Origin of the sequence: Anabaena sp. CCY 9402-a, assembly GCF_963920945.1 — a bacterium.
GTDB classification, from domain to species: domain Bacteria; phylum Cyanobacteriota; class Cyanobacteriia; order Cyanobacteriales; family Nostocaceae; genus Trichormus; species Trichormus minutissimus.
This window is the reverse complement of the sequence record NZ_CAWUDL010000058.1, coordinates 1-20,485: the sequence shown is the minus strand read 5'-3', so window position 1 is coordinate 20,485 and position 20,485 is coordinate 1. Positions and strand designations below refer to the sequence as shown.

Here is a 20,485-nt window from a genome sequence, read left to right as displayed (position 1 = left end):
AAAAGGTTTGAGGCTATGTTATTTTTCTTGAAATAGGTGGGTTTTTTCTCGTTGTTCTCCGTATGGGGTAGCACTAGAACAGCAGAACCAGGACAATAAGGTGGCGTAAAGCTTTAAAGAAATCGGGTGATGTTGGAACATTTGGTAAATTTGCTCAGGGGATGCCGCATCCACTCCTGGACTCTGTGTTGAAAGTCTCCGAATCAGTTGAGTATGGCGGATCAGTAGTTCAGCTGGTTTGAGTATTGGAGTTCTCGATGGGATAAAGCCCTCGGCATCGACATCGGTTGCGGGTGCGATGGGCTGCGCTCCACGGTCGGAGATCATCGCGGTTTTGCCAACAGAACTGATGCTACTCTGCTCTACAACGCCCTCCTGAGCGACACAATTGACGGGAATCTGAATCCAAAATTCTGTACCTTTACCTGGTTGTGAACGACACTTGAGAGTCCCCCCATGTCCTTCTACAACAATTTGGTAGGTGATGGCCATACCCAACCCAGTACCTTTGCCAATTTCTTTTGTGGTGAAGAAGGGATCATAAATTCGGTGAATTACATCCTCATTCATGCCTGGGCCATTGTCGGCAATCCTAATCACAACCCACTGGTCGTCTATGGTTTGGGTACGAATCGTAATTTGGGGAGTAGGGTTAGCTATTACCTCATTCTCCATTGCCTCTTCTAAAGCATCAACAGCATTTGCCAGGATGTTCATAAACACCTGATTTAACTTTCCGGGATAGCATTCAACTAGAGGAAGTTCGGTATAGTCTTTAATGATTTCAATTGCTGGACGGTTACTAGAGGCTTTGAGACGATGGCGCAGAATCATCAGCGTTCCGTCGATACCACTGTAGATGTTGACGGTTTTCATTTGGGCTTCGTCATGGCGGGAAAAGTTTTTCAGGGATTTGACTATTTCCACAATGCGATCTGTCCCCAGTTTCATGGAATCCAGCAGTTTAGGAAGATCCTCCATGATAAATTCCACATCGATATTATCTAGCTCTGATTGCAGTTCTGTGGTAGCTACAGGTGAAAACTGTTGATAGTATTGCAGCAGGTGTAATAAGTCTTGGGCGTATTCAGCAACATACTTCAAATTGCCGCAGATAAAGTTAACCGGGTTATTGATTTCGTGGGCAACTCCGGCGATAAGTTGCCCTAAACTTGACATTTTCTCGCTTTGAATGAGCTGGGTTTGCGCTAGTTGTAAATCGTGGAGAGCCTGCTGGAGTTTTTCTGTTTGGGCTTTAGCTTGGGCAGTGGCTTGGGTGCTTTGCTCGTATAGCAAAGCCTTTTCAATGGCGATCGCTGTTTGTGAAGTAAAAATACTCACAATTTTGAGATGTTCAGCTTTGTAAGAGTCGGTTTTGGTTGTACCAATAGCGATCGCTCCTGTGACTCGTTCTTTGGCTCGCAAGGGTACGCAAATCAACGCACTCACTTTTTCTTGTCCTTGCGATCGCGAATCGGCCTGCACATTATTGATCAGTTCTGCTCGCCCGGATTGTACAATGTTGCCAATAATTCCCTTACCTGGTTGCGGCTGACTTTGGTCAAAAAAGAGTCCATATTCGCCGATGATTTCAAATGCAGTTGCATCTGGACTCAGTAGCAGGATCATTCCCGCAGAAGATTCAATTAATTGACTCATTTCCTGAAGTACCAGTTCGGCAATCTGACGCTTATCCAAACTCGTTGTCAGTTGTGTGGAGATATCTTCAAATAAATCAATTTCCTGATATCGCTCCAGCAATTCTTTGGCGAGTTCTTTCTTGTCTGCTTCCTGTTTTGCTAGGAATGAGAGCAACATTGCCACTAAGTTTACTTGTTCCTCTCCAATTACCCAACCAATGATTTCTCCTGACACCTCAATTGGATATCGCTTTTTTGCAGTTTGCTCCCCAATGCTCAGGAGGTTAGTACCGTCTACCAATTCAACATCGATCGCCATATTGAGTTGGTAGACTAACTCGTGCAGGACAGAAGGTAACTCTTTTTTATTAAAAATTTTTTTGAGGTTAACTGCGGACATGAAACACCTCATTTAAAAATTGATCACAAATTTTTGGCATTTAAACCAACCAAATGATTAATTTCATGCACTACCCTTGTGATTACGTTGCCCAAGGCAAATATTTTCTGACTATCGCAAATATAGATATTAGGAGTAGCAAGCTATACGTAGTAGTGCCTAAAAGCGGAGAAAGTTAGCAGATGATTAAGCCTAGCTTTCCCAAAAAAATTGCCACTATAACAATGTAGTAAACAGAATTTACGAGCAACCAATATTGCGCTCGCATCTTAGTAACAAAACGTATTAATCAATCACATCTACTAGTATTATGTACTTGACGCGAAATTTATTCCCATATTCGCTGCCAAGATAGTTATTTGAGCGGGGAATGGGCAACAAGGAGAAAATAGAACCCCAAGTATACCGACACCGATCATCTCCTAATTTTAATTATGGGGACTTCCCTGTTGCCTGTTCCCGCTTAATTATTGACTATCACTCAAAGTTTCAATTAATAAATCAACCTGCTTTTGTCGCTGCTGTAAAAAAGTTTCGCATTGCTGCAAGTATTCAACTGCATTGGCAAACTGATCAAATACAGCTTCTAACTGTAAATTACCTGATTCAATCCGAGCGATAATTTTTTCTATTTCTGCTACTTTTTCCTCATAATTCCAATCTGGTAAAGCATCAGAATTAGAAGATGATTTCCGTTTAACCATTGATTCTTTCTTTATTTTTAACCAGTGAATTGATCAATTTTCTCTCACATTAAACCACAAATAAACCCCAACAATTCAGCTATGCAAATCTACTACAATGCCCCATACCCATTTATTCATTATCTATCTACTTCTAGCACCTTCACTTTCACTTTACCTTGTGCCAATTGCAGCAATAAATCTTGCCCTATAGTTAGTTCACTAGCAGCACGCGCGATCGCACCGTTTTCTTCTCTAACTACCGCATAACCACGCTGTAACACGGCTTTGGGGTCGAGAGTGGCTAACTTTTGTCGTAATAATTCTAAATGCTGCTTGGCGTGTTGCGATCGCCCTTTGGTTAATTGCAGCAATCGTTGACGTTCCCAAGTCAGTTTTTGGACTTCTTGCTGTACTTGTCTATCTAAACGCAGATTGCGCAACCGATGGCGCAAGGTTTGCAGTTTATAGGCAGCTTGACTCTGAGAAGCTAACAACGCATCATATAAAGCATCAAATCGCTGCCGATGCTGAGTATACAACTCTGCTAGGGAAGGAACAACAGTTTCCGCCGCCGCCGTGGGTGTATGTACACACACATCCGCCACCAAATCTGTTAACGACTCATCCCGTTGATGACCAATCCCCGTAATTACTGGTATAGAACACTCAGCCACCGCCCTAACTACTCGTTCATCATTAAAACAAGCCAATTCCTCCACTGCACCGCCGCCCCGCGATAAAATTAATACCTCCGCGCGTCCATCTCCTTCTACCCGTTCAATAGCTTTAACAATCGAGTCTGCTGCTTGCTCACCTTGGACTGTAGCGGGTGAAAATAAAACGTGTAACCCTGGATATCTTTGCTTGAGGGTTCTTTGAATATCTCCCCAAGCCGCCGCCGTTGGAGATGTGACAACAGCGATAGTCTGGGGATGTAGAGGAAGCGATCGCTTTCTGGCAAAATCAAATAAACCCTCAGCTAGCAAGCGATTACGCAATTGTTGATAGCGCAGTGCTTGCAACCCCTCACCAGCCGGTAAAGCTTGCCATACTGTTAATTGATACTCTCCTCTTTGGGGATATAAGCGAATACTACCTAAAATAATGATTTGTTCCCCAACAGTAGGTAGCTGCATCAATTTAGTAACTTGACTATTCCATGTCACACACTTAATTGAGGCTGTGCGATCGGGGTCTTGCATGGTAAAAAATAACCCACTCCGATGCTGATTTGCACTCGATACTTCACCAATTACCCAAACTTGTCGCAGGATGGGATTTTCTTCTAACAGGACTTGGATATATTCGGTAATTCCTGCTACAGATAAAGTGGTATCAGGAAAGTCAAGATTCATTTTATTTCAACCCACTATGCACTTAGAATCAACATAACGCCTTTCTTATACATCCAGTATTTAGAGTGAAGACTGACAGTATTTTTTATCAATTATTTGCTGAGTTTCCTAGTATTTTCTTTGAGTTAATTGGATACTCTGCCAATCATGCTCAAGGTTATCAATTTCGTTCAGTAGAAATCAAACAAACAGCTTTTCGCATTGATGGAGTATTTCTACCAACAGCCAACAATCCCGATCAAACCGTCTATTTTTGCGAGGTGCAATTCCAAAAAGATGAATTGCTGTATCATAGGGTATTTGCAGAGCTATTCTTCTATATAGACCAAAATCCAGATATTTATGACTGGTATGTAGTGATTATCTACCCCAAACGTTCTCTAGAACCAAATAATACTAGATTACATCAAATATTGTTAGACAGTCCCCAAGTTCAAAGAGTATATCTGAATGAAATCGAACCAACCTCCCAGACCTTGGGTATCGATATCATTAAATTAGTAGTAGAACCAGAAGAAACTGCACCTAACCGTGCTAGAGAACTGATCACTAAAACTAGACAGGAAATACCAGATCGTTTATCTAGCCAAGCCATCATCGATTTAATCGAAACAATCATAGTTTACAAATTTCCGCAATTAAGTCGTCAAGAGATAGAAGATATGTTGAAACTCAACGCCCTCAAACAAACTAGAGTTTATCAAGAAGCCTTAAACGAAGGGAGAGAAGAAGGTAGAGAAGAAGGTAAACTAGCAGCTGTACCGTTGCTGTTAAAAGCAGGAATTAGTGTAGAAGACATCGCTCAACAGTTAGACATTAACATTGAAGCCGTGAGGAAAATTGCACAGCAACAGACTTGACACAGGTATTTAGTCAAGTACAACTCAGAGGGCGATCGCTCTTGATTTGGTAAAAGCGATGTGTGGTGACAAAATACGTCAGCACAGATGTAAAAGGCTCTGTCCCATTTACAGTATTTTTACCATTTCCATTGTCATTCTTATTAAGCCAGAATCTTCATTAGTATATTGAAAAACGCTAATATAAGAAGATTATGGTTGCTGAAGTGCTGAAGCCGAATGTACAAGATTTGCAAACAGATGTAATCGACTTATTGGAGCAAATAAGTGAACTAATGAATCGTGCTAGTACAGCACTGAGTTCTGATACATCTGGGAAGAAATATGCAGAATTTGAGCAACAAATTAGAGCGGAAGCTAAAAAAGTAAAGCATCTTGAGTTGAGAATGGCGATTGTTGCGCCAATGAAAGCAGGTAAGTCAACTATCACCAACGCCATCATTGGACAGGAGATTTTGCCAAGTCGTAACTCAGCTATGACAACGCTTCCCACAGAAATTATATTGAATGCTGAATTGACAGAGCCAGTTTTACATCTGAGTGCAGAGGTATTATCAGTTTTTCAAGAAACACTATTAGCTTTACGCAATAAAATTGAAGATTTAGGAATGGAGACAGTGCAAGAAAAACTTGCTCAATATCCACATTTGGCTAAAATGCCACAGCAAATTCAACAATGGGTAGGACTAACAATTACAGCCGAAAGTAAAGGGTGCGATCATATCATTAACACTCTAACTAGCTTAAATGATATTGTTCGTCTGTGCAGTATTCTAGCTCCACTTGCAGACCCCATACAATACTTAACAGATACTCCTAGAATTTATACTCCTTTTTGGCGTTTAGAAAAAACAGAACAACAACCAAAGCTTGGTAATTTGGTAATTGTAGATACGCCTGGCCCAAACGAAGCAGGAGAAAATCTTCGACTAAAGAATGTAGTTGCTGAACAACTTAGTAAAAGTTCAATTGTTTTGATTGTTTTAGATTTTACGCAGTTAAAAAATGAAGCTGCTGAAAAAGTGAAAACAGATGTTCAGAAAGTAATTGAATTGCGAGGTAAAGATAATTTATATGTGTTGATTAACAAAGTTGACCAACGCCAAGAAAAAGATATGACTCCAGAACAGGTACAACAGTTTGTTGCTGCTGAATTTGGCATTGGTGATTTTGGTGATACTGGTAGAGTGTTTGAAATATCAGCAAGGAGAGCGTTTACTTCTGCTAGCTTTTTATTAGAATTGCAGCACAATCCAAATATTAATCTTGCTGATATAAAGACAGCAAAAGCACTTGCTCAAGAGGTATTTGGTATTGATTGGGAAGAAGACCTTGAGGAAGCTACAGCACAAAATTTACAGACTAAAGCAGAGAGGCTTTGGAAAAAATCAGGGTTTGACCCATTTTTAAATGGTGCAATTACAGCACTTATGGCAGAAGCCGCACCTCGTTGTTTAGAATCATCTTTGAAAGTTGCTCATGGTCGCCTTTTAGAACTGAGTAATGATGTTCAACTTCGCAGCAGTGCTATCAATGCAGATGAAGTAAAAATTAGACAAGAAGTTGGTGAATTGGAAATAGATTTGCAATCTATAGAACAATGTCGGCATCAGCTACAAGAGGTAGATAGGATTAAATCAAATCTTTATAAACAGCTTGATAAAATACTTGAAGATATCAAAAAACAAGCTCAAAATAGCCTGAAAACATATTTTCAAGAAGAAGAATATCAACGTGCAGATAATATCAAAAAAGGAGGTATGGCAACCCAAAGTTTTTTTAACTGGGTTTCTAAAAAATTCAATTTCGTTGAAATAAAACCAACAAATAATGGTATTATTGAATTTACAAGTATGCAAGAGGCAGAACATTTTGGAGAACAAGCGATCGCTTCTGCTAAATCTAGCATTATAGAACCTTTGTTGGAAAATGTTCGTCAACAAGCTAAAAAAATAATTAAGCAATCGCGTCAAAAAATACAAGACTCATTGGAGATTGAAACTAAGCCTATTATTGAGCGTGCGCGTCAAAGGTTAAATGAAAAATTTCATGTTAATTTATCTTTGCCAACACCAAATTTAGAGAATGAGAGTGCTGGTAATATTCAAGTAAGGATCAGCCAGAAAACAAAATTGGTAGATCAAGGCTATGAAACAAAAGTAATTGAAAAGCGAGATTTTTGGCATTGGCTCTGGTTAGTTCCTATCAAAGAAACTATTCAAGTGAAATTACCAGATAAAAAAGAAGAGTTTTATACTGTTTCTTTGCCAGAAATATTTGCCCAATCTAATCAGCTAATTGAGGATAGCATTAAAAATATCAAAGAGGGAATCAATAAATATTTAGATGAAGACTTTAAACAACATATTGATAGATTTTTTGCAGAGCTTGATAGTTACTTGAATAATTACCGTGATACTTTATTGCAGGCACAACAAGACCGGAAAAGACACACAGAAGAGAGAGAACAATTAATCAGTGAACTTAATTCATTAGAAACTGAAGCTAGTCAAAATATCGAAAAAGCAGATAGTTATCGGAAACGTATAGGTGACTTGATAAGGGATAAGAGATGAACAATCTTTTCTCTCCACACAATTCAAATATGAGCGGGGCTGGCAAGATGACCACCCCACACGACAAAAAGATTGATATTTCTAGCCCATTTGCTACAAGTCTTGAGCAACTTCAGCGTCGTGTTCCTATTATTGGTGACAAAGCCCTAATAGACCTCATCAATGGTATTCAAGTTAGCAAAGACATCATCTGCTATCGCAAGAATCGGGGATTTATTGGACAGCTAATTGATCAAATTGATGGCAGTGATAATAAACGTAAACTCCTGCTTGATGGTAACTTAATTGCTGGTCAAGAAGCACTATGTAACTGGGTTTTAGAACTTACTGATTCACTTCGCATCAGTCAAGTTGCTCTGGAAGTTACCCAAAATGCCTTACTAGAAGCCCGTGACGCAATTCGTCAACAAAAACAGAGGTTACAAAACCAAGAAGATGCACTAATTCAACTTAGCCACCAACTCAATCTATTAGCTCAACAAATTACCACAAAACTGAAAAATATTGAAGCAAGGGTGCGTAAATTAGAAGTGCGAGTGGCTGCTAATGAAGATTTTGATTATATTGTTACTGCTTGGGCTGCTGGACAAACTTATACGAAGCTACCTTGGGCTTTACAAGTTGCTTTATTAGCGCGGGAAGTATTCAGCAGTTCTGTAATTAAGTATGAACTAGAAACAGGTGATCAAGAGCGTTTGCGGCGGTTGTTGGTGAATAAAATTTTGTCCACAAGTAAACAAATTCCTAACAGTTTCTTTGGACTTGGTGATTTATTAAATCAATCTTGGTCAACAATGACAAAAAATGACCGAGAATTAACTGCTGGTTTACTCGAAATTCGTTCTACTCCACATCAGCGATTAATCAATACACCCTACTTATTTGTAATTGGTACAAGTTTGGAACTAGCCACACTTCCAGAAGAAGCTAGACCTATTAAACCAGGACAAAGCGCGATCGCACTCTGTCGCGCCCAAATTGACAACATATCTCGTACCACCGATGCACGGGAATTTATCACTGCTGTTGTCCAAGAAACCGCTAACGATTGCCTAGCAATGATACGATGAAAACCGCTAACCCTACATTTGGACTCGTACTCACTGGCGGAGGAGCAAAAGGAGCTTATCAAGCTGGTGCATTAAAATATATCGCCGAAATCGGTCTAGTCCCTCAAATCATTGCTGGAACTAGCATTGGCTCTCTTAATGGTGCTGTCCTCGCATCCTATCGCACCTTTACCGAAGCAGTACAGCAGCTTAATCAACTCTGGGATCAGTTGGCTCAAGTAGAGATTTTACGTCCTCATACGGGTACAATTCTCCGTACACTCAGTTACACTACTCAAGCTTTTGTCCCAACATTGCGAATATGGACACTTGATTTCTTACTAAAACAAGGGTTATTGCAAGACTCTACCGCTATTTTTGACCCTGCGCCTATTGAGCAACTGTTACGACAAACTGTTAATCCCAACAACTTGCGACGTGGGATTGAATTATGGGTGACAGTCTTTCCCTCTCTGAACATTCCAGGTTTAGGTAACAATTTGCTGGTTGATTTGATTCGCGCACGCACTGGGACAGATGCTCACTGGCTGTGTGTACAAGACTTCACAGATGATGAAACTCTCTACAACGTGCTTCTAGCCAGTGCAGCCCTTCCCCTAGCCTTTCCCAGTCGCAAGATAAATGGCCAGGCTTACGTTGATGGTGGTTTAGCTGATAATGTTCCTTTAAAAGCTTTAGCTGCGCGTGGCTGTACTCATGCGATTATCATTCATCTGCAAAATGGAGTACATTGGAATCGCTACGACTTTCCAGAACAAAGCATCATCGAAATTAGACCAGAATTACCAATCAATAAATCGGATACGCCAATCATTGGCTTAATTGATACTTTCTTAGACTTCAGTGCTGAACGCCTAGCAGAACTGCAAAAGCGTGGATATGAAGACGCGAAGCGTTGTTTAACTCCCATCATCCAGGCGTTTAGCACGCTGAAACATCAACGTCAATCTCATGACAACCTGATAAACTCAACTCAGCGTTTACTCAATGACTCTCCCCTATAACCGCCATCTCCTTAGTGTCCCTCTGCGTAAATCAGAGTTCAAAATCTTACCTTTTTCAAAATTTTTACAATCCCACTACCCCAATCACGTAGCAATCAGGTTAGGATCTTGTCACAGTTACTTTTTAATTTGAGAAGTCCTATTCTAGAAATTTCCGGCTAAAATAGTATATCTGTTCTACTAAAAATCTAAACCCCACACATCTTAAATCCATATACTTATAGAGGCACGAATGGCTATCAATACCGATACTTCCGGCAAGCAAAAGGCTCTAACGATGGTACTTAACCAGATTGAGCGTAGCTTCGGTAAAGGAGCAATCATGCGCCTGGGGGATGCTACCCGGATGCGGGTAGAGACAATTTCCACAGGGGCGTTGACTTTGGATTTAGCATTAGGTGGTGGTTTACCCAAAGGACGGGTAATTGAGATTTATGGACCGGAAAGTTCCGGTAAGACGACTGTAGCACTGCACGCGATCGCAGAAGTACAAAAAGAAGGTGGCATCGCTGCTTTTGTAGACGCAGAACACGCCCTTGACCCTACCTATGCTGCGGCTTTAGGTGTAGATATTCACAATCTCCTGGTTTCTCAACCTGATACTGGTGAAGCAGGTTTGGAAATAGTTGACCAATTAGTACGTTCCGCAGCCGTTGACATTGTAGTTATTGACTCAGTTGCAGCCTTAGTTCCCCGCGCTGAAATTGAAGGGGATATGGGTGATGCTCACGTTGGGTTGCAAGCCAGACTGATGAGCCAAGCTCTACGCAAAATTACGGGGAATATAGGTAAATCTGGTTGCACTGTAATCTTTATTAACCAGTTACGGCAAAAAATTGGTGTCACCTACGGTAGCCCTGAAACTACTACCGGTGGTAACGCGTTGAAGTTTTACGCATCAGTGCGCTTGGATATTCGCCGCATTCAAACCTTGAAAAAGGGTACAGATGAATTTGGTAACCGCGTTAAAGTCAAAGTCGCTAAAAATAAAGTTGCACCACCTTTTAGAATAGCGGAATTCGACATTATTTTTGGTAAAGGAATTTCTACTATAGGTTGTCTAGTGGATTTAGCCGAAGAAACTGGTATTCTTGTTCGTAAAGGAGCTTGGTACAGTTACAATGGCGATAACATTTCCCAAGGTCGAGATAACGCTATTAAGTACCTAGAGGAAAAGCCAGATTTTTCTGAACAAATCAAGAAACTAGTACGAGAAAAATTAGATAAGGGCGCAGTTGTTTCGGCAAATTCTGTGGCTAAAGTCAATGAAGAAGATGAAGATGAAGATGATGTTGATGCAGAGGAAGAATAGAATTTAATTCAAAATGCGGCTATTGATGAAAAAGATTACTCCAAATAAGAGTAATCTTTTTTTTAGTCCTCACTACCAACATTAAATTTGTTTGGTTGTTGAAAATATCTGTCTAAAATTTCTGATTTTTGCTGTTCATGTAAACCATCCCGCCCATATTCTAATCTACCCCAAGCACAATCTAGAGAAATTTGTACAGTCTCATCAAGGTTTGCTAGTTCAACTTGCTCTTGATAAACAGTATTATCACCTAATGCCTGTTGTTGAATATCTGTTGGTAGTGGAATTAATTGAGTGAGTAAATCTGTTGGTAATGTTGGTAAAATGCGGCGTTGATGATTTAAGAAAAAATCAAAAGTCAAACTTCCTAACCGGATGCGATCGCCATCTTTAAGTTTGACTGGTTTATAGACAGTTTCACCATTGACAGAAGAACCATTTGTACTATGAAAATCTACTAAATAAAAACCTTGATTCACAATGTACTGAATGGCGGCGTGACAACGAGACAAATGCTGATCATCAGTGCATATACCATTATTGAGATCGCGCCCTATTGTCCAAACCTGTTGCGGTTGCTGGAGAGTTTGCGTCTGATTGTTACAGAGGTTAGTGATCACATAAACAGATGAAGCATCTACAAAACCCTGAACATAACGCAATTTTAACTCTGTTAATGATGGCTGATAGAGATTTTCTAGTTGGAGAATTTCATCTAGAAGATGACCATGCCGTTCATATAAAGCCAGAAATACCTGATACAAATTTAAACGCCGTTCTATCTCTTGATTTTTTAAATTATTTTTCATATCTGCAATCCTTAAGAGGAATAAGAATAATTTTGCATTAATTAATTCTGAGTTCAAGCCTGTCACCTGTCACCTGTCACCTATTCACAGCCTTTTTTAAATCACAATAAACCCCGTTTACCGTTGGGGCGTACTGTCATCCAATTAGTCTTAGCTAATGCTAGTTGCTCATCAGAAATTTTTGCCCCGGTGAGGTTAGCACCACATAAATTCGCGCCCCGCAGATTAGCATTACTGAGATAAGCATTCGTGAGGTCTGCACCACGTAGGTCTGCTCCTTCTAAATCGGCATGATTGAAGTAAGCTTTAGTGAGATTAGCATCCTTCAAATTGGCACGAGTTAAACTAGCTCTACCAAAATCGCTATTGTGGAGATTAGCTCCTTGGAGATTAGTATTTTGTAATTGACAAGAATGGAAATTAGTAGATGATAAATCTACACCTTGGAGATTGAGTAAGTTTAAATTATGTAGAGCAAAATCTCGTCTTCCCTTCAAATAAGCTGTTAGTAAACTTTGGGTATCTAGTCTACGTCCAACTTTGGATTTGGGGTTTTGTGAAGCATTGCTGTTACTGTTAGGATGTGGAACGCCTTGTCGTGTTCCTCCAGCATCTAATCTAGTTCCATCACCGATTTTGGCTCGTCTAGCGCGAATTGCTGCTGCTACCTGTGCTACCCCTAAACCTGTCGCTGTAGCAGAAGGGTTGCTATGTAAAATTGCAGAATCTTCTGGGCGATTGTGTGTTGAATCTTTATGATTAGGATCTGATTTAACTAGCAATCCACCAGCCAAGCTTTCTAAATATGGCTCTATCTCCAATGCTTTGAGAACTTCTGTAGCTGAATGATAGCGACTGCGAACAGAGACTTCCAACATTTTTCGTAGTACAAGAATCAAGTGGTCACTAGCTTGCACTAAATGTTCCCACATGATTTCACCTGTACTGGGATTGTAATCGAGGTCTTTGGGAGTTTTACCTGTCAGAAGATAAACACAGGTGACACCAAGTGCATAAATATCACTAGCGTAAACTGGACGCATCGCCATTTGCTCTGGAGGTGCGAAACCAGGAGTACCAATTGCATATGCAGTTAGGGCTGTATGTCCTGATTGGTTGGTTGTGGCTTGGGTAACTTGGTTTTTGACCGCACCAAAGTCAATGAGTACCATTCTCGAATCTTGAGAACGGCGAATTAAGTTAGCTGGCTTGATATCACGGTGAATAACCTTTTGATCGTGGATGTATTGCAATAAAGGGAGAGTTTCGCTTAAAAATTGCTTAACACCCGCTTCGCTAAAAGTACCATTCAGTTTCACCTCTTGCTGGAGCGTAGAACCGCTAATATATTCCTGAACTAAGTAGAACTGTTCTGCCGCCTCAAAATAGTCTAACAATCGTGGTATCTGGGGATGATTACCAATTTTGCCTAGGGTGTTGGCTTCTCGCGCAAACAGTTCTCGCGCCATTTGCAAAACCTGGGGTGCTGTAGTTGAAAGACGTAGTTGTTTAATTACGCAACTTGGTTCTCCTGGCAAAATTTCGTCACGGGCTAAAAAGGTTGCGCCAAAACCACCCTGACCTAATGGCTTCAATACCCGATAGCGATCGCGCAACAGTAATTGTGAGCCACAAGCTTCACACCTTTGGCTATATGCTACATTCTCTGGATTAGGACAGGTCGGATTTATGCAATAGCTCATGCACTGTCAACTCGCTGCACGAAATAATAACCGGTAGCGTTACACTCTCTTTTCAATTATTGAGACTTAAAGCCAACTCTTGCTAGGTAAGTTTTGCGGTACATCCTTTGAAGAGTTGCTAAAGTTGAATCTGATTTATGTAAAGCAATTAACAGGTCAAACAACTTATTATACTTATACTTCTAGATAGTGTCGAGTCTCTATCATGTCCTTAAATCAAAGACTACGATCGCATTTGTTGCACGTAAGCAGATTTTAAGTGTGCTGATTTTAATTCATCAAAAATATAAAATTTACGTATTATTACTTAATTAAAAATTCTGAGCTATCCGGATTCAAGTTTCTGATCTGATTGAGCAAATTTTTACACTTTATTGCTCGAAATTTACGTTAAATTATATAAATAATATATGAATATCTGTTCAAGTATAATAGTGTAAGTATCAGGAATATTTGGGAGAAAAATGATGACAACCGTAAATCAATTGAAATGTGCCTGTCCGGATTGCCTCTGTATCGTTTCCATAGAGGATGCAATTAACAAGGAGGGGAAATACTACTGTTCTGAAGGCTGTGCAGAGGGTCATAAAACCATCAAAGGATGCAATCACAAAGGATGTGGCTGTTAATTAGTGCTGAGTTGAAAGTGCTGAGTTATGAGTATTACATAGGTCTTACTCATAACTCAGCACGGACTAAACGCGCCGCTACCGCTAACAGCACTCCTCACTCCTCACTCAGCACTCCTCACTCAGCACTCAGCACTCAGCACTCAGCACTCCTCACTCCTCACTCAGCACTCAGCACTCAGCACTCAGCACTCATAGACTAGATAATACATCCCGTGCGATCGCGATCGTTTGGTCAATATCTTCTTCAGTGTGAGCTAAAGAAGTAAAACCAGCCTCAAACTGAGAAGGTGCTAAATAAACACCGCGCTCTAACATACCGCGATGGAAGCGGCCAAATTTCGCTGTGTCTGACTTTTTGGCATCTTCATAGTTATGTACAGGCCCAGAAGTGAAGAATAAGCCGAACATCGCGCTAATGTTACCACCGCAAACTGCATGACCAGTTTCTTGAGCCGCTTTTAACAAGCCATCTGCTAGCCTTTTAGTAATTCGCTCCAGATATTCATAACTACCTGGTTTTTGCAATAATTCTAAGGTTTTAATTCCCGCAGTCATCGCTAGGGGATTTCCCGAAAGAGTTCCGGCTTGATATACAGGGCCAGCCGGGGCAATCATAGACATAATATCGCGGCGACCACCGTAAGCACCTACTGGCAATCCACCACCAATGACTTTACCCATCGTGGTTAAATCGGGTTTGATGCCAAATTTTTCTTGTGCGCCACCATAGGCAATACGGAAACCTGTCATTACTTCATCAAACACAAGTAACGCCCCATACTCGTGAGTTAGTTCCCGCAATCCTTCTAAAAAGCCAGCATCGGGGGTAATAAATCCGGCGTTACCTACAACGGGTTCTAGAATTACACCAGAAATCTGATCGGGGCTTTCTTCAAATAAAGCTTTAACTGCTTCTAGGTCGTTGTATGGGGCGGTAAGAGTGCTGATAGTCGCTGATTTAGGCACACCAGGGGAATCAGGTAAACCTAGGGTGGCTACACCTGAGCCAGCTTTGACTAAGAACATATCAGCGTGTCCGTGATAGCAGCCTTCAAACTTGATGACTTTCTCGCGGTTCGTAAAAGCTCGCATTAGCCGTAGCACAGCCATACAAGCTTCTGTGCCTGAGTTAACAAATCTCACCATTTCGATGCTAGGAACGGCAGCAATTACCATTTCCGCCAGGACATTTTCTAGCACGGAAGGCGCACCGAAGCTAGTACCTTTTTCTAACGCTTCATGGAGTGCGCTAATCACTTCTGGATGAGCATGACCACAAATAGCCGGCCCCCAAGTGCCTACATAGTCGATGTATTGGTTGCCATCTACATCCCAGATATACGCGCCTTTGACCCTGTCAAAAACTATGGGTTGTCCCCCTACAGATTTAAAGGCACGAACTGGGGAACTAACTCCGCCTGGCATCAGGTTTTGAGCAGCAGCAAAAACTTCTTGTGATTTTGTGGTTTTAATTGTGGTGTTTACCAAGGTTTTCTCCTATCTGTGGGCATTCAAAAAAAGCTCTATCTTAGGATAGGGTTAAATTTTGCCTAGAACTTATATCGTATAAAATTAACAGAGACAAAAAAATAACAATATGTTATACAAGTCGAATCAAGACTTGCCTTTAGAGATCCGTACCCAACTATCTGAGGCATACCAAGACCTTTATCGGGCGGCCTTTAACTCGGCAATTCACTGGTATGGTGAAGTTTCTAAGGCTCATCACGTTGCGTCAAGTGCTGTGAGAATGCAGTCCGCCATGCAAAGGGATGTTGTTTTACAAAGATGATCAATATATTGTGTGGAAAAATCATACCAGTCGAACTATTGATAATGGTATCGTGAAACCAGGCATCATTAGATTTATTTAAAGAAAATTAGCTGGTATGTTTTCCACCGATCCAAATTCATTACACAACGCCATCCCCGTCGAAAAAATCCGCTACGATGAACGGGGTTTAGTGCCAGCGATTGTCCAAGATTACCTGGATGGCACGGTGTTAATGATGGCGTGGATGAATCAGGAATCTTTACAAAAGACTTTAGACACCGAAGAAACATGGTTTTGGAGTCGTTCCCGTCAGGAATTATGGCACAAGGGAGCGACTTCTGGGCATATCCAAAAAGTGCAAAGTATTCGTTATGACTGCGATAGTGATGCTTTACTAATTGGGGTAGAGCAGCTAGGAGATATTGCTTGTCATACAGGTGAACGCAGTTGTTTTCATCAAGTAGAAGGAAAAATCACTGCCCCACCAGGGGATACCTTATCGCAGGTGTTTGAGGTAATATGCGATCGCCGCGATCATCCTAGTGAAAGTTCCTATACCTGCAAGTTATTTGCTGGTGGTGATAACAAAATTTTAAAGAAAATTGGGGAAGAATCGGCTGAGGTAGTGATGGCGTTTAAGGATGATGAGCCAGACGCGATCGCTGGTGAAGTGGCAGACTTACTATACCATACAATGGTTGCCTTAGCTCACCATCAAGTAGATTTAAAGGCTGTTTATCGCAAGCTGCAAGAACGTCGGCGTTAGGGAGTAGGTGACAGGTGACAGGTGACAGGTGACAGGTGACAGGTGACAGGTGACATTGTCCGTAATTTTAAATTTTGACCCTTCACTTCGTTCGAGGGCAAGATTTTGAATTTTGAATTAGAGCGCAGCGACTTGACTATTTTGTAATTCTTATCATTGAGTAAAATTTTCCTCACTGATTCCACAGGGTTTCCACAGGAATTTTTGGAGTTTTCCACAGATGTTTTACGAAAGGATGGGTACTTGCAGGCTTACTGGGGATTTTTGATTCACGGTGTGGATAATCTGATTAGACTGAGTTTTCATTAAGTTATGTAACAAAAATATAGTTAAAACACTTATTATCTCGTTTGCTTTTATTTTTTATACAATCGTTTTTAACATTTCGCAGCATTGACAAACCTACCCCCTCTTGTCGCACAATGATGCGACTAGGTTTTATAGTTTGTGCAAACGTTAACACCAAGACTTACCTCTGAGATAAGTTTTGATGTTGCCTACAACTGCCTCACACCAAGCGATAGTTCGTTTTAACTGAACTTACACAAGGAAAATCTCATGAACGCAACAGTTAGTATTTTTACAGAAATCCCCGAAACTCTTCATGAATCACTGAAAACTTACTTAGAAGCCCATCCTGATTGGGATCAAAATCGGGTACTGACAGCAGCACTATCATTATTTTTACTGCAAAATGGAGACAGCGATCGCCGTGCTGCCCGTGTTTATTTAGAAACTTTGTTCCATCACTGCTAGTTTAAAAATGTTTTGTACCGACTTGCCAAAGATTCTGTACCATTGAACTCTTCCGTGCTGGTACAAACGGTACTAATTGACCGTCGTAGAACGACGGGGCTTTTACCCAAATTTCCGGTAATTGAAAATTCAAAATTGGTAATACAAAAATTTGGGCATGGTATACCATGCCCACTAATTATTCATACATAAATTGGGATGATTGAAAAAAACTCAAGGATTTGTTTCTAACTGGGAATGAGTTGGACATTCAAATTTATAACCAACTCCACGTACAGTCTGAATTAATGCTGGTTGGCTAGCATCGACTTCAATCTTTTTGCGAATTTGGCCAATATGCACGTCTACAACACGTTGATCACCCACATATTCATAGTCCCAAACTTCTTGAATCAGTTCTGCACGTCGCCAAACTCGACCAGGATGACTAGCTAAAAAATGTAACAAATCAAATTCCAAAGCTGTTAAGGGTACAGCTTGGCTATTCAGTGTCACCTCTCGCCGTACCGGATCGATCATCAATTTCTCAAATAGCAAGCGTTTCTGTTCGGCGGTAGTCACTACCCTCTGTCGTCTCAAAATAGCGGCTACTCTGACTTCAAGTTCTCCCAAGCCAAATGGCTTTGTGAGATAGTCATCAGCACCTTTGGCAAAGCCGCGAATCTTGTCAGTCTCATCTGTACGGCTAGTCAGCATGAGAACAAAAACACCATTACGACTTTGCATTTCTTGACAGAGGTTAAACCCAATTACGTCTGGCAAATTGACATCAAGAATTACCAAATCTGGGTTAAATTGCTCAAATAAGGACAACGCGGTCTTTCCATCCTCAGCAGCTTCTACCTGATAGCTTTGCTTCAACAAAAAGCGTTGGATTAAATTCCGCACCGCAGGGTCGTCATCAACTACAAGTATCTTGGCAGGAGCCATGACCATCTCTTTACACAAAAATAAATTTATTTAAGATTAACAGCAGTGTTGCGTAAAACGCAGTTTCCACTGAGGGATGATGTAAGGAGCTACAAGGCTCAGAAATTCATTTCCTGATTTTCTAAATGATAGTGTAATCAAGATGCTGGACAAATATACTAGAAAAAATTTTGTAACTATTTTTACAGTTTAATTTAGATCCTGTCATGAGAAACTTATATGTCCAGCTACCCAATATTAGGCTATTAGCGACAAATCATTTATTCAGCCTGGAAACTTCCCTATATTAATTCAGTGGAGATTTAAAACTTTTCAATTTTAAATCTTTATGTGGATAGATACCACTACTTAGGTTGGAGCTAAATCATAGAAATGTCCTCAAGTTAGGATAGAGTGGTAAACCTAAAGCCGAAAAAATCTTTTTAGAAACATTACATTCTTTAGGTATTCTCAGTTCAAATTCTAGGTTAGAGCTAGAATGGGTCAACGACATGAGGGTATACACGGAGTTATAACAATATGTTAAAGTGGCTGTAGCTGAAATTCCTGGGTCAATCTGACTAACGCGTGCTACTATCCTGGTAGAGCATAAAATTCGGTCGATAGGTTTGTCTTCGATCCAATTAAAATCTAAAATTGTTATTCTGCAACAAAAAATTGCCTCTGACTAAGGCTGAAGTATAAACTCCCATGAGCGATCAAAATCCCTACGAAAAACTTGGGGTATCAGAAGATGCTAGCTTCGATGAGATTCAGGACGCTCGCAATCGCCTGATGGAGCAATGTAGCGGCGATGCCAAGAGTGTAGAAATCGTTGAGGCAGCTTACGATGCGATTTTAATGGATCGCTTACGGATGCGCCAGGAAGGAAAAATCAAAGTACCAGAGCGTATCCGCTTCCCAGAATTGAGGATACAATCTGCTCCGAAAGAAACTCCTACGCCTCGTGAGCAATCACCTGCATGGCTGCAAAATATTCTGGATCAGCCCACAAAGGCAGATGTGCTTTTACCCGGTGCTTGGTATGTGGGTTTGAGTGCAGTCAGCATTTTTACAGGTAATCAAGTTTTACAGCTGTCCTTAGTGGTTGGGGTAGGAGTTAGTATTTTCTTTCTCAATCGCAAAGAAGGTAGATTTGGCCGAGCAGTTTTGTTTACTCTCGTTGGGCTAATCATTGGCTTAATTGCGGGAGGGCTAATTGCTGGCTGGCTGTTACCACAAATACCATATCTCTCGGCTAATCAGTTTTCGACTGTACTGACGTTTATATTGTTGTGGTTAATTAGCAGTTTTCTGCGTTAAGTACAATTCTCAATCTAACTCAGCCAAAAACCCCTTCCTGAATAGAAGGGGTTTTTGGTTTATATTTTCGATGATGTAGCTGATACCGTAGATTCCAGGATTAAATTTACCGCAGTGCTTAAATCTGGAACAATTAAGTCAGGATAGTAAAGTTCTAATTGAGTGCGATCGCGGATACCAGATTCAACAGCCATAACTTTAATATCATGCTTTTTAGCGGCGGCAATGTCAGCTTCTGTATCCCCTACCATCCAAGTATCGGCTGCGGAGGGTAGTTCTGCTAATGCCCTGGTCATTAATAGGGGTTTATCTTCAATATCGCGAGTTTTTACATAATCGTTACTGAGGCAATAACAGCGATTTTCTGGGAAAAACCGCCCTAAATCGTATTTTTGGCAGGCATAATCTAACTCCTTCACCCGGCGCATCGTCATCACAGCTAAATCAACGCCAGCCTGCTGAATTTTTAACAATGCTTCTACAGCACCTGGGATGAGACTATCATACTCAAAGTAAGATTCTGTATGTACTGTTTTGCGCCGCAATTGGGCAAATTCTTGAGCTTGCGTCTCATCTAAACCGGAATTCAAAGCAATTTGTTTTTCTGGAATTTGCGATCGCTTCATTTGCCAAAATTCCGCTTTAGCCAGTTGTCGCACTGCTTGGTGGGGATATCGGATTTCTTCGAGGCAAAATAGATAGACACGATAATACCTCTCGGAAACATCCATGATAGGGCCGTCGAAGTCGGTAATTAATCTCAGCATCGGCGGAAGTCAGTGTTAATTTTTATTACAAATATTTTACCTCGATGTAATGAGTCATCAATAAATATTTTCCCTACTCCCCACTCTTTACTCAGCACTCAGCACTCAGCACTCAGCACTCAGCACTCAGCACTCAGCACTCA

General features: G+C 40.8%; 20 protein-coding genes. 11 read left to right on the top strand and 9 right to left on the bottom strand.

Annotation, left to right across the window (positions count from 1 at the left end; translation table 11 throughout):
- Positions 1-18 precede the first annotated feature (18 nt).
- From ACM0OR_RS19840 to xseA, 3 genes are all read right to left on the bottom strand, one after another.
- Positions 19-2,040 carry an ATP-binding protein gene (locus ACM0OR_RS19840; RefSeq protein ID WP_414578224.1) on the bottom strand — a complete coding sequence of 674 codons (2,022 nt, stop codon included), beginning with the start codon at positions 2,038-2,040 and terminating at the stop codon, positions 19-21.
- A 467-nt stretch (positions 2,041-2,507) separates the two neighbouring features.
- A complete protein-coding gene (gene xseB, locus ACM0OR_RS19835; protein WP_323266068.1) occupies positions 2,508-2,744 on the bottom strand; it encodes an exodeoxyribonuclease VII small subunit in 237 nt (78 codons plus the stop codon).
- Positions 2,745-2,863: 119 nt separating this feature from the next.
- The gene (gene xseA / locus ACM0OR_RS19830) at positions 2,864-4,081 is read right to left on the bottom strand and encodes an exodeoxyribonuclease VII large subunit (protein WP_414578222.1); all 1,218 of its coding nucleotides are present in this window, start codon (positions 4,079-4,081) and stop codon (positions 2,864-2,866) included.
- Positions 4,082-4,146: 65 nt separating this feature from the next.
- Here xseA and ACM0OR_RS19825 point away from each other — a divergent pair, with 65 nt between their 5' ends.
- The 5 genes from ACM0OR_RS19825 (at position 4,147) to recA (ending at position 10,903) form a co-directional block, all read left to right on the top strand.
- Positions 4,147-4,941, top strand: a complete 795-nt coding sequence (locus tag ACM0OR_RS19825) for an Rpn family recombination-promoting nuclease/putative transposase (RefSeq protein ID WP_414578221.1) — start codon at positions 4,147-4,149, stop codon at positions 4,939-4,941.
- Between the two features lie 194 nt (positions 4,942-5,135).
- A complete protein-coding gene (locus ACM0OR_RS19820) occupies positions 5,136-7,517 on the top strand; it encodes a dynamin family protein (protein ID WP_414578219.1) in 2,382 nt (793 codons plus the stop codon).
- Positions 7,518-7,564: 47 nt separating this feature from the next.
- Positions 7,565-8,587, top strand: a complete 1,023-nt coding sequence (locus ACM0OR_RS19815; RefSeq protein WP_414578217.1) for a diguanylate cyclase regulator RdcB family protein — start codon at positions 7,565-7,567, stop codon at positions 8,585-8,587.
- Complete coding sequence (locus ACM0OR_RS19810) at positions 8,584-9,591, top strand: patatin-like phospholipase family protein (RefSeq protein WP_414578215.1); 1,008 nt, start codon at positions 8,584-8,586, stop codon at positions 9,589-9,591. The genes ACM0OR_RS19815 and ACM0OR_RS19810 overlap by 4 nt, the downstream gene beginning before the upstream one ends.
- A 232-nt stretch (positions 9,592-9,823) precedes the next feature.
- On the top strand, positions 9,824-10,903 hold the full coding sequence (gene recA, locus ACM0OR_RS19805) for a recombinase RecA (protein WP_414578213.1): 1,080 nt from the start codon (positions 9,824-9,826) through the stop codon (positions 10,901-10,903).
- Between the two features lie 62 nt (positions 10,904-10,965).
- On the opposite strand, the gene ACM0OR_RS19800 is transcribed toward recA, so the two are convergent.
- Complete coding sequence (locus ACM0OR_RS19800) at positions 10,966-11,712, bottom strand: FHA domain-containing protein (RefSeq protein ID WP_414578211.1); 747 nt, start codon at positions 11,710-11,712, stop codon at positions 10,966-10,968.
- A gap of 101 nt (positions 11,713-11,813) precedes the next feature.
- Complete coding sequence (locus ACM0OR_RS19795) at positions 11,814-13,415, bottom strand: protein kinase domain-containing protein (protein ID WP_414578210.1); 1,602 nt, start codon at positions 13,413-13,415, stop codon at positions 11,814-11,816.
- A 467-nt stretch (positions 13,416-13,882) separates the two neighbouring features.
- Here ACM0OR_RS19795 and ACM0OR_RS19790 point away from each other — a divergent pair, with 467 nt between their 5' ends.
- On the top strand, positions 13,883-14,044 hold the full coding sequence (locus ACM0OR_RS19790; protein WP_190706393.1) for a metallothionein: 162 nt from the start codon (positions 13,883-13,885) through the stop codon (positions 14,042-14,044).
- Positions 14,017-14,247 carry a hypothetical protein gene (locus ACM0OR_RS19785; RefSeq protein WP_414578208.1) on the top strand — a complete coding sequence of 77 codons (231 nt, stop codon included), beginning with the start codon at positions 14,017-14,019 and terminating at the stop codon, positions 14,245-14,247. The genes ACM0OR_RS19790 and ACM0OR_RS19785 overlap by 28 nt, the downstream gene beginning before the upstream one ends.
- Here the strand turns inward: ACM0OR_RS19785 and hemL are convergent.
- The gene (hemL, locus tag ACM0OR_RS19780) at positions 14,237-15,535 is read right to left on the bottom strand and encodes a glutamate-1-semialdehyde 2,1-aminomutase (RefSeq protein WP_414578206.1); all 1,299 of its coding nucleotides are present in this window, start codon (positions 15,533-15,535) and stop codon (positions 14,237-14,239) included. The two genes, ACM0OR_RS19785 and hemL, sit on opposite strands and share 11 nt — an antisense overlap.
- Before the next feature lie 109 nt (positions 15,536-15,644).
- On the opposite strand from hemL, the gene ACM0OR_RS19775 reads away from it, so the two are divergent.
- From ACM0OR_RS19775 to ACM0OR_RS19765, 3 genes are all read left to right on the top strand, one after another.
- On the top strand, positions 15,645-15,839 hold the full coding sequence (locus ACM0OR_RS19775; RefSeq protein WP_190706307.1) for a ChaB family protein: 195 nt from the start codon (positions 15,645-15,647) through the stop codon (positions 15,837-15,839).
- Between the two features lie 97 nt (positions 15,840-15,936).
- Positions 15,937-16,587, top strand: a complete 651-nt coding sequence (gene hisIE / locus ACM0OR_RS19770; protein ID WP_323266058.1) for a bifunctional phosphoribosyl-AMP cyclohydrolase/phosphoribosyl-ATP diphosphatase HisIE — start codon at positions 15,937-15,939, stop codon at positions 16,585-16,587.
- Between the two features lie 558 nt (positions 16,588-17,145).
- A complete protein-coding gene (locus ACM0OR_RS19765) occupies positions 17,146-17,343 on the top strand; it encodes a DUF2811 domain-containing protein (RefSeq protein ID WP_087538495.1) in 198 nt (65 codons plus the stop codon).
- A gap of 1 nt (position 17,344) precedes the next feature.
- Here ACM0OR_RS19765 and ACM0OR_RS19760 read toward each other — a convergent pair whose 3' ends face one another.
- Together ACM0OR_RS19760 and ACM0OR_RS19755 are read right to left on the bottom strand one after the other, a co-directional pair.
- The gene (locus ACM0OR_RS19760; protein ID WP_414578204.1) at positions 17,345-17,512 is read right to left on the bottom strand and encodes a hypothetical protein; all 168 of its coding nucleotides are present in this window, start codon (positions 17,510-17,512) and stop codon (positions 17,345-17,347) included.
- A 44-nt stretch (positions 17,513-17,556) separates the two neighbouring features.
- Positions 17,557-18,273 carry a response regulator transcription factor gene (locus tag ACM0OR_RS19755; RefSeq protein ID WP_190706302.1) on the bottom strand — a complete coding sequence of 239 codons (717 nt, stop codon included), beginning with the start codon at positions 18,271-18,273 and terminating at the stop codon, positions 17,557-17,559.
- 690 nt (positions 18,274-18,963) lie between these two features.
- Here ACM0OR_RS19755 and ACM0OR_RS19750 point away from each other — a divergent pair.
- Positions 18,964-19,575 carry a CPP1-like family protein gene (locus tag ACM0OR_RS19750; RefSeq protein WP_414578203.1) on the top strand — a complete coding sequence of 204 codons (612 nt, stop codon included), beginning with the start codon at positions 18,964-18,966 and terminating at the stop codon, positions 19,573-19,575.
- Positions 19,576-19,634: 59 nt separating this feature from the next.
- Here ACM0OR_RS19750 and ACM0OR_RS19745 read toward each other — a convergent pair whose 3' ends face one another.
- Positions 19,635-20,342, bottom strand: coding sequence for an HAD family hydrolase (locus ACM0OR_RS19745; protein WP_414578202.1), 708 nt, complete (start codon positions 20,340-20,342; stop codon positions 19,635-19,637).
- Between the last annotated feature and the right edge of the window lie 143 nt (positions 20,343-20,485).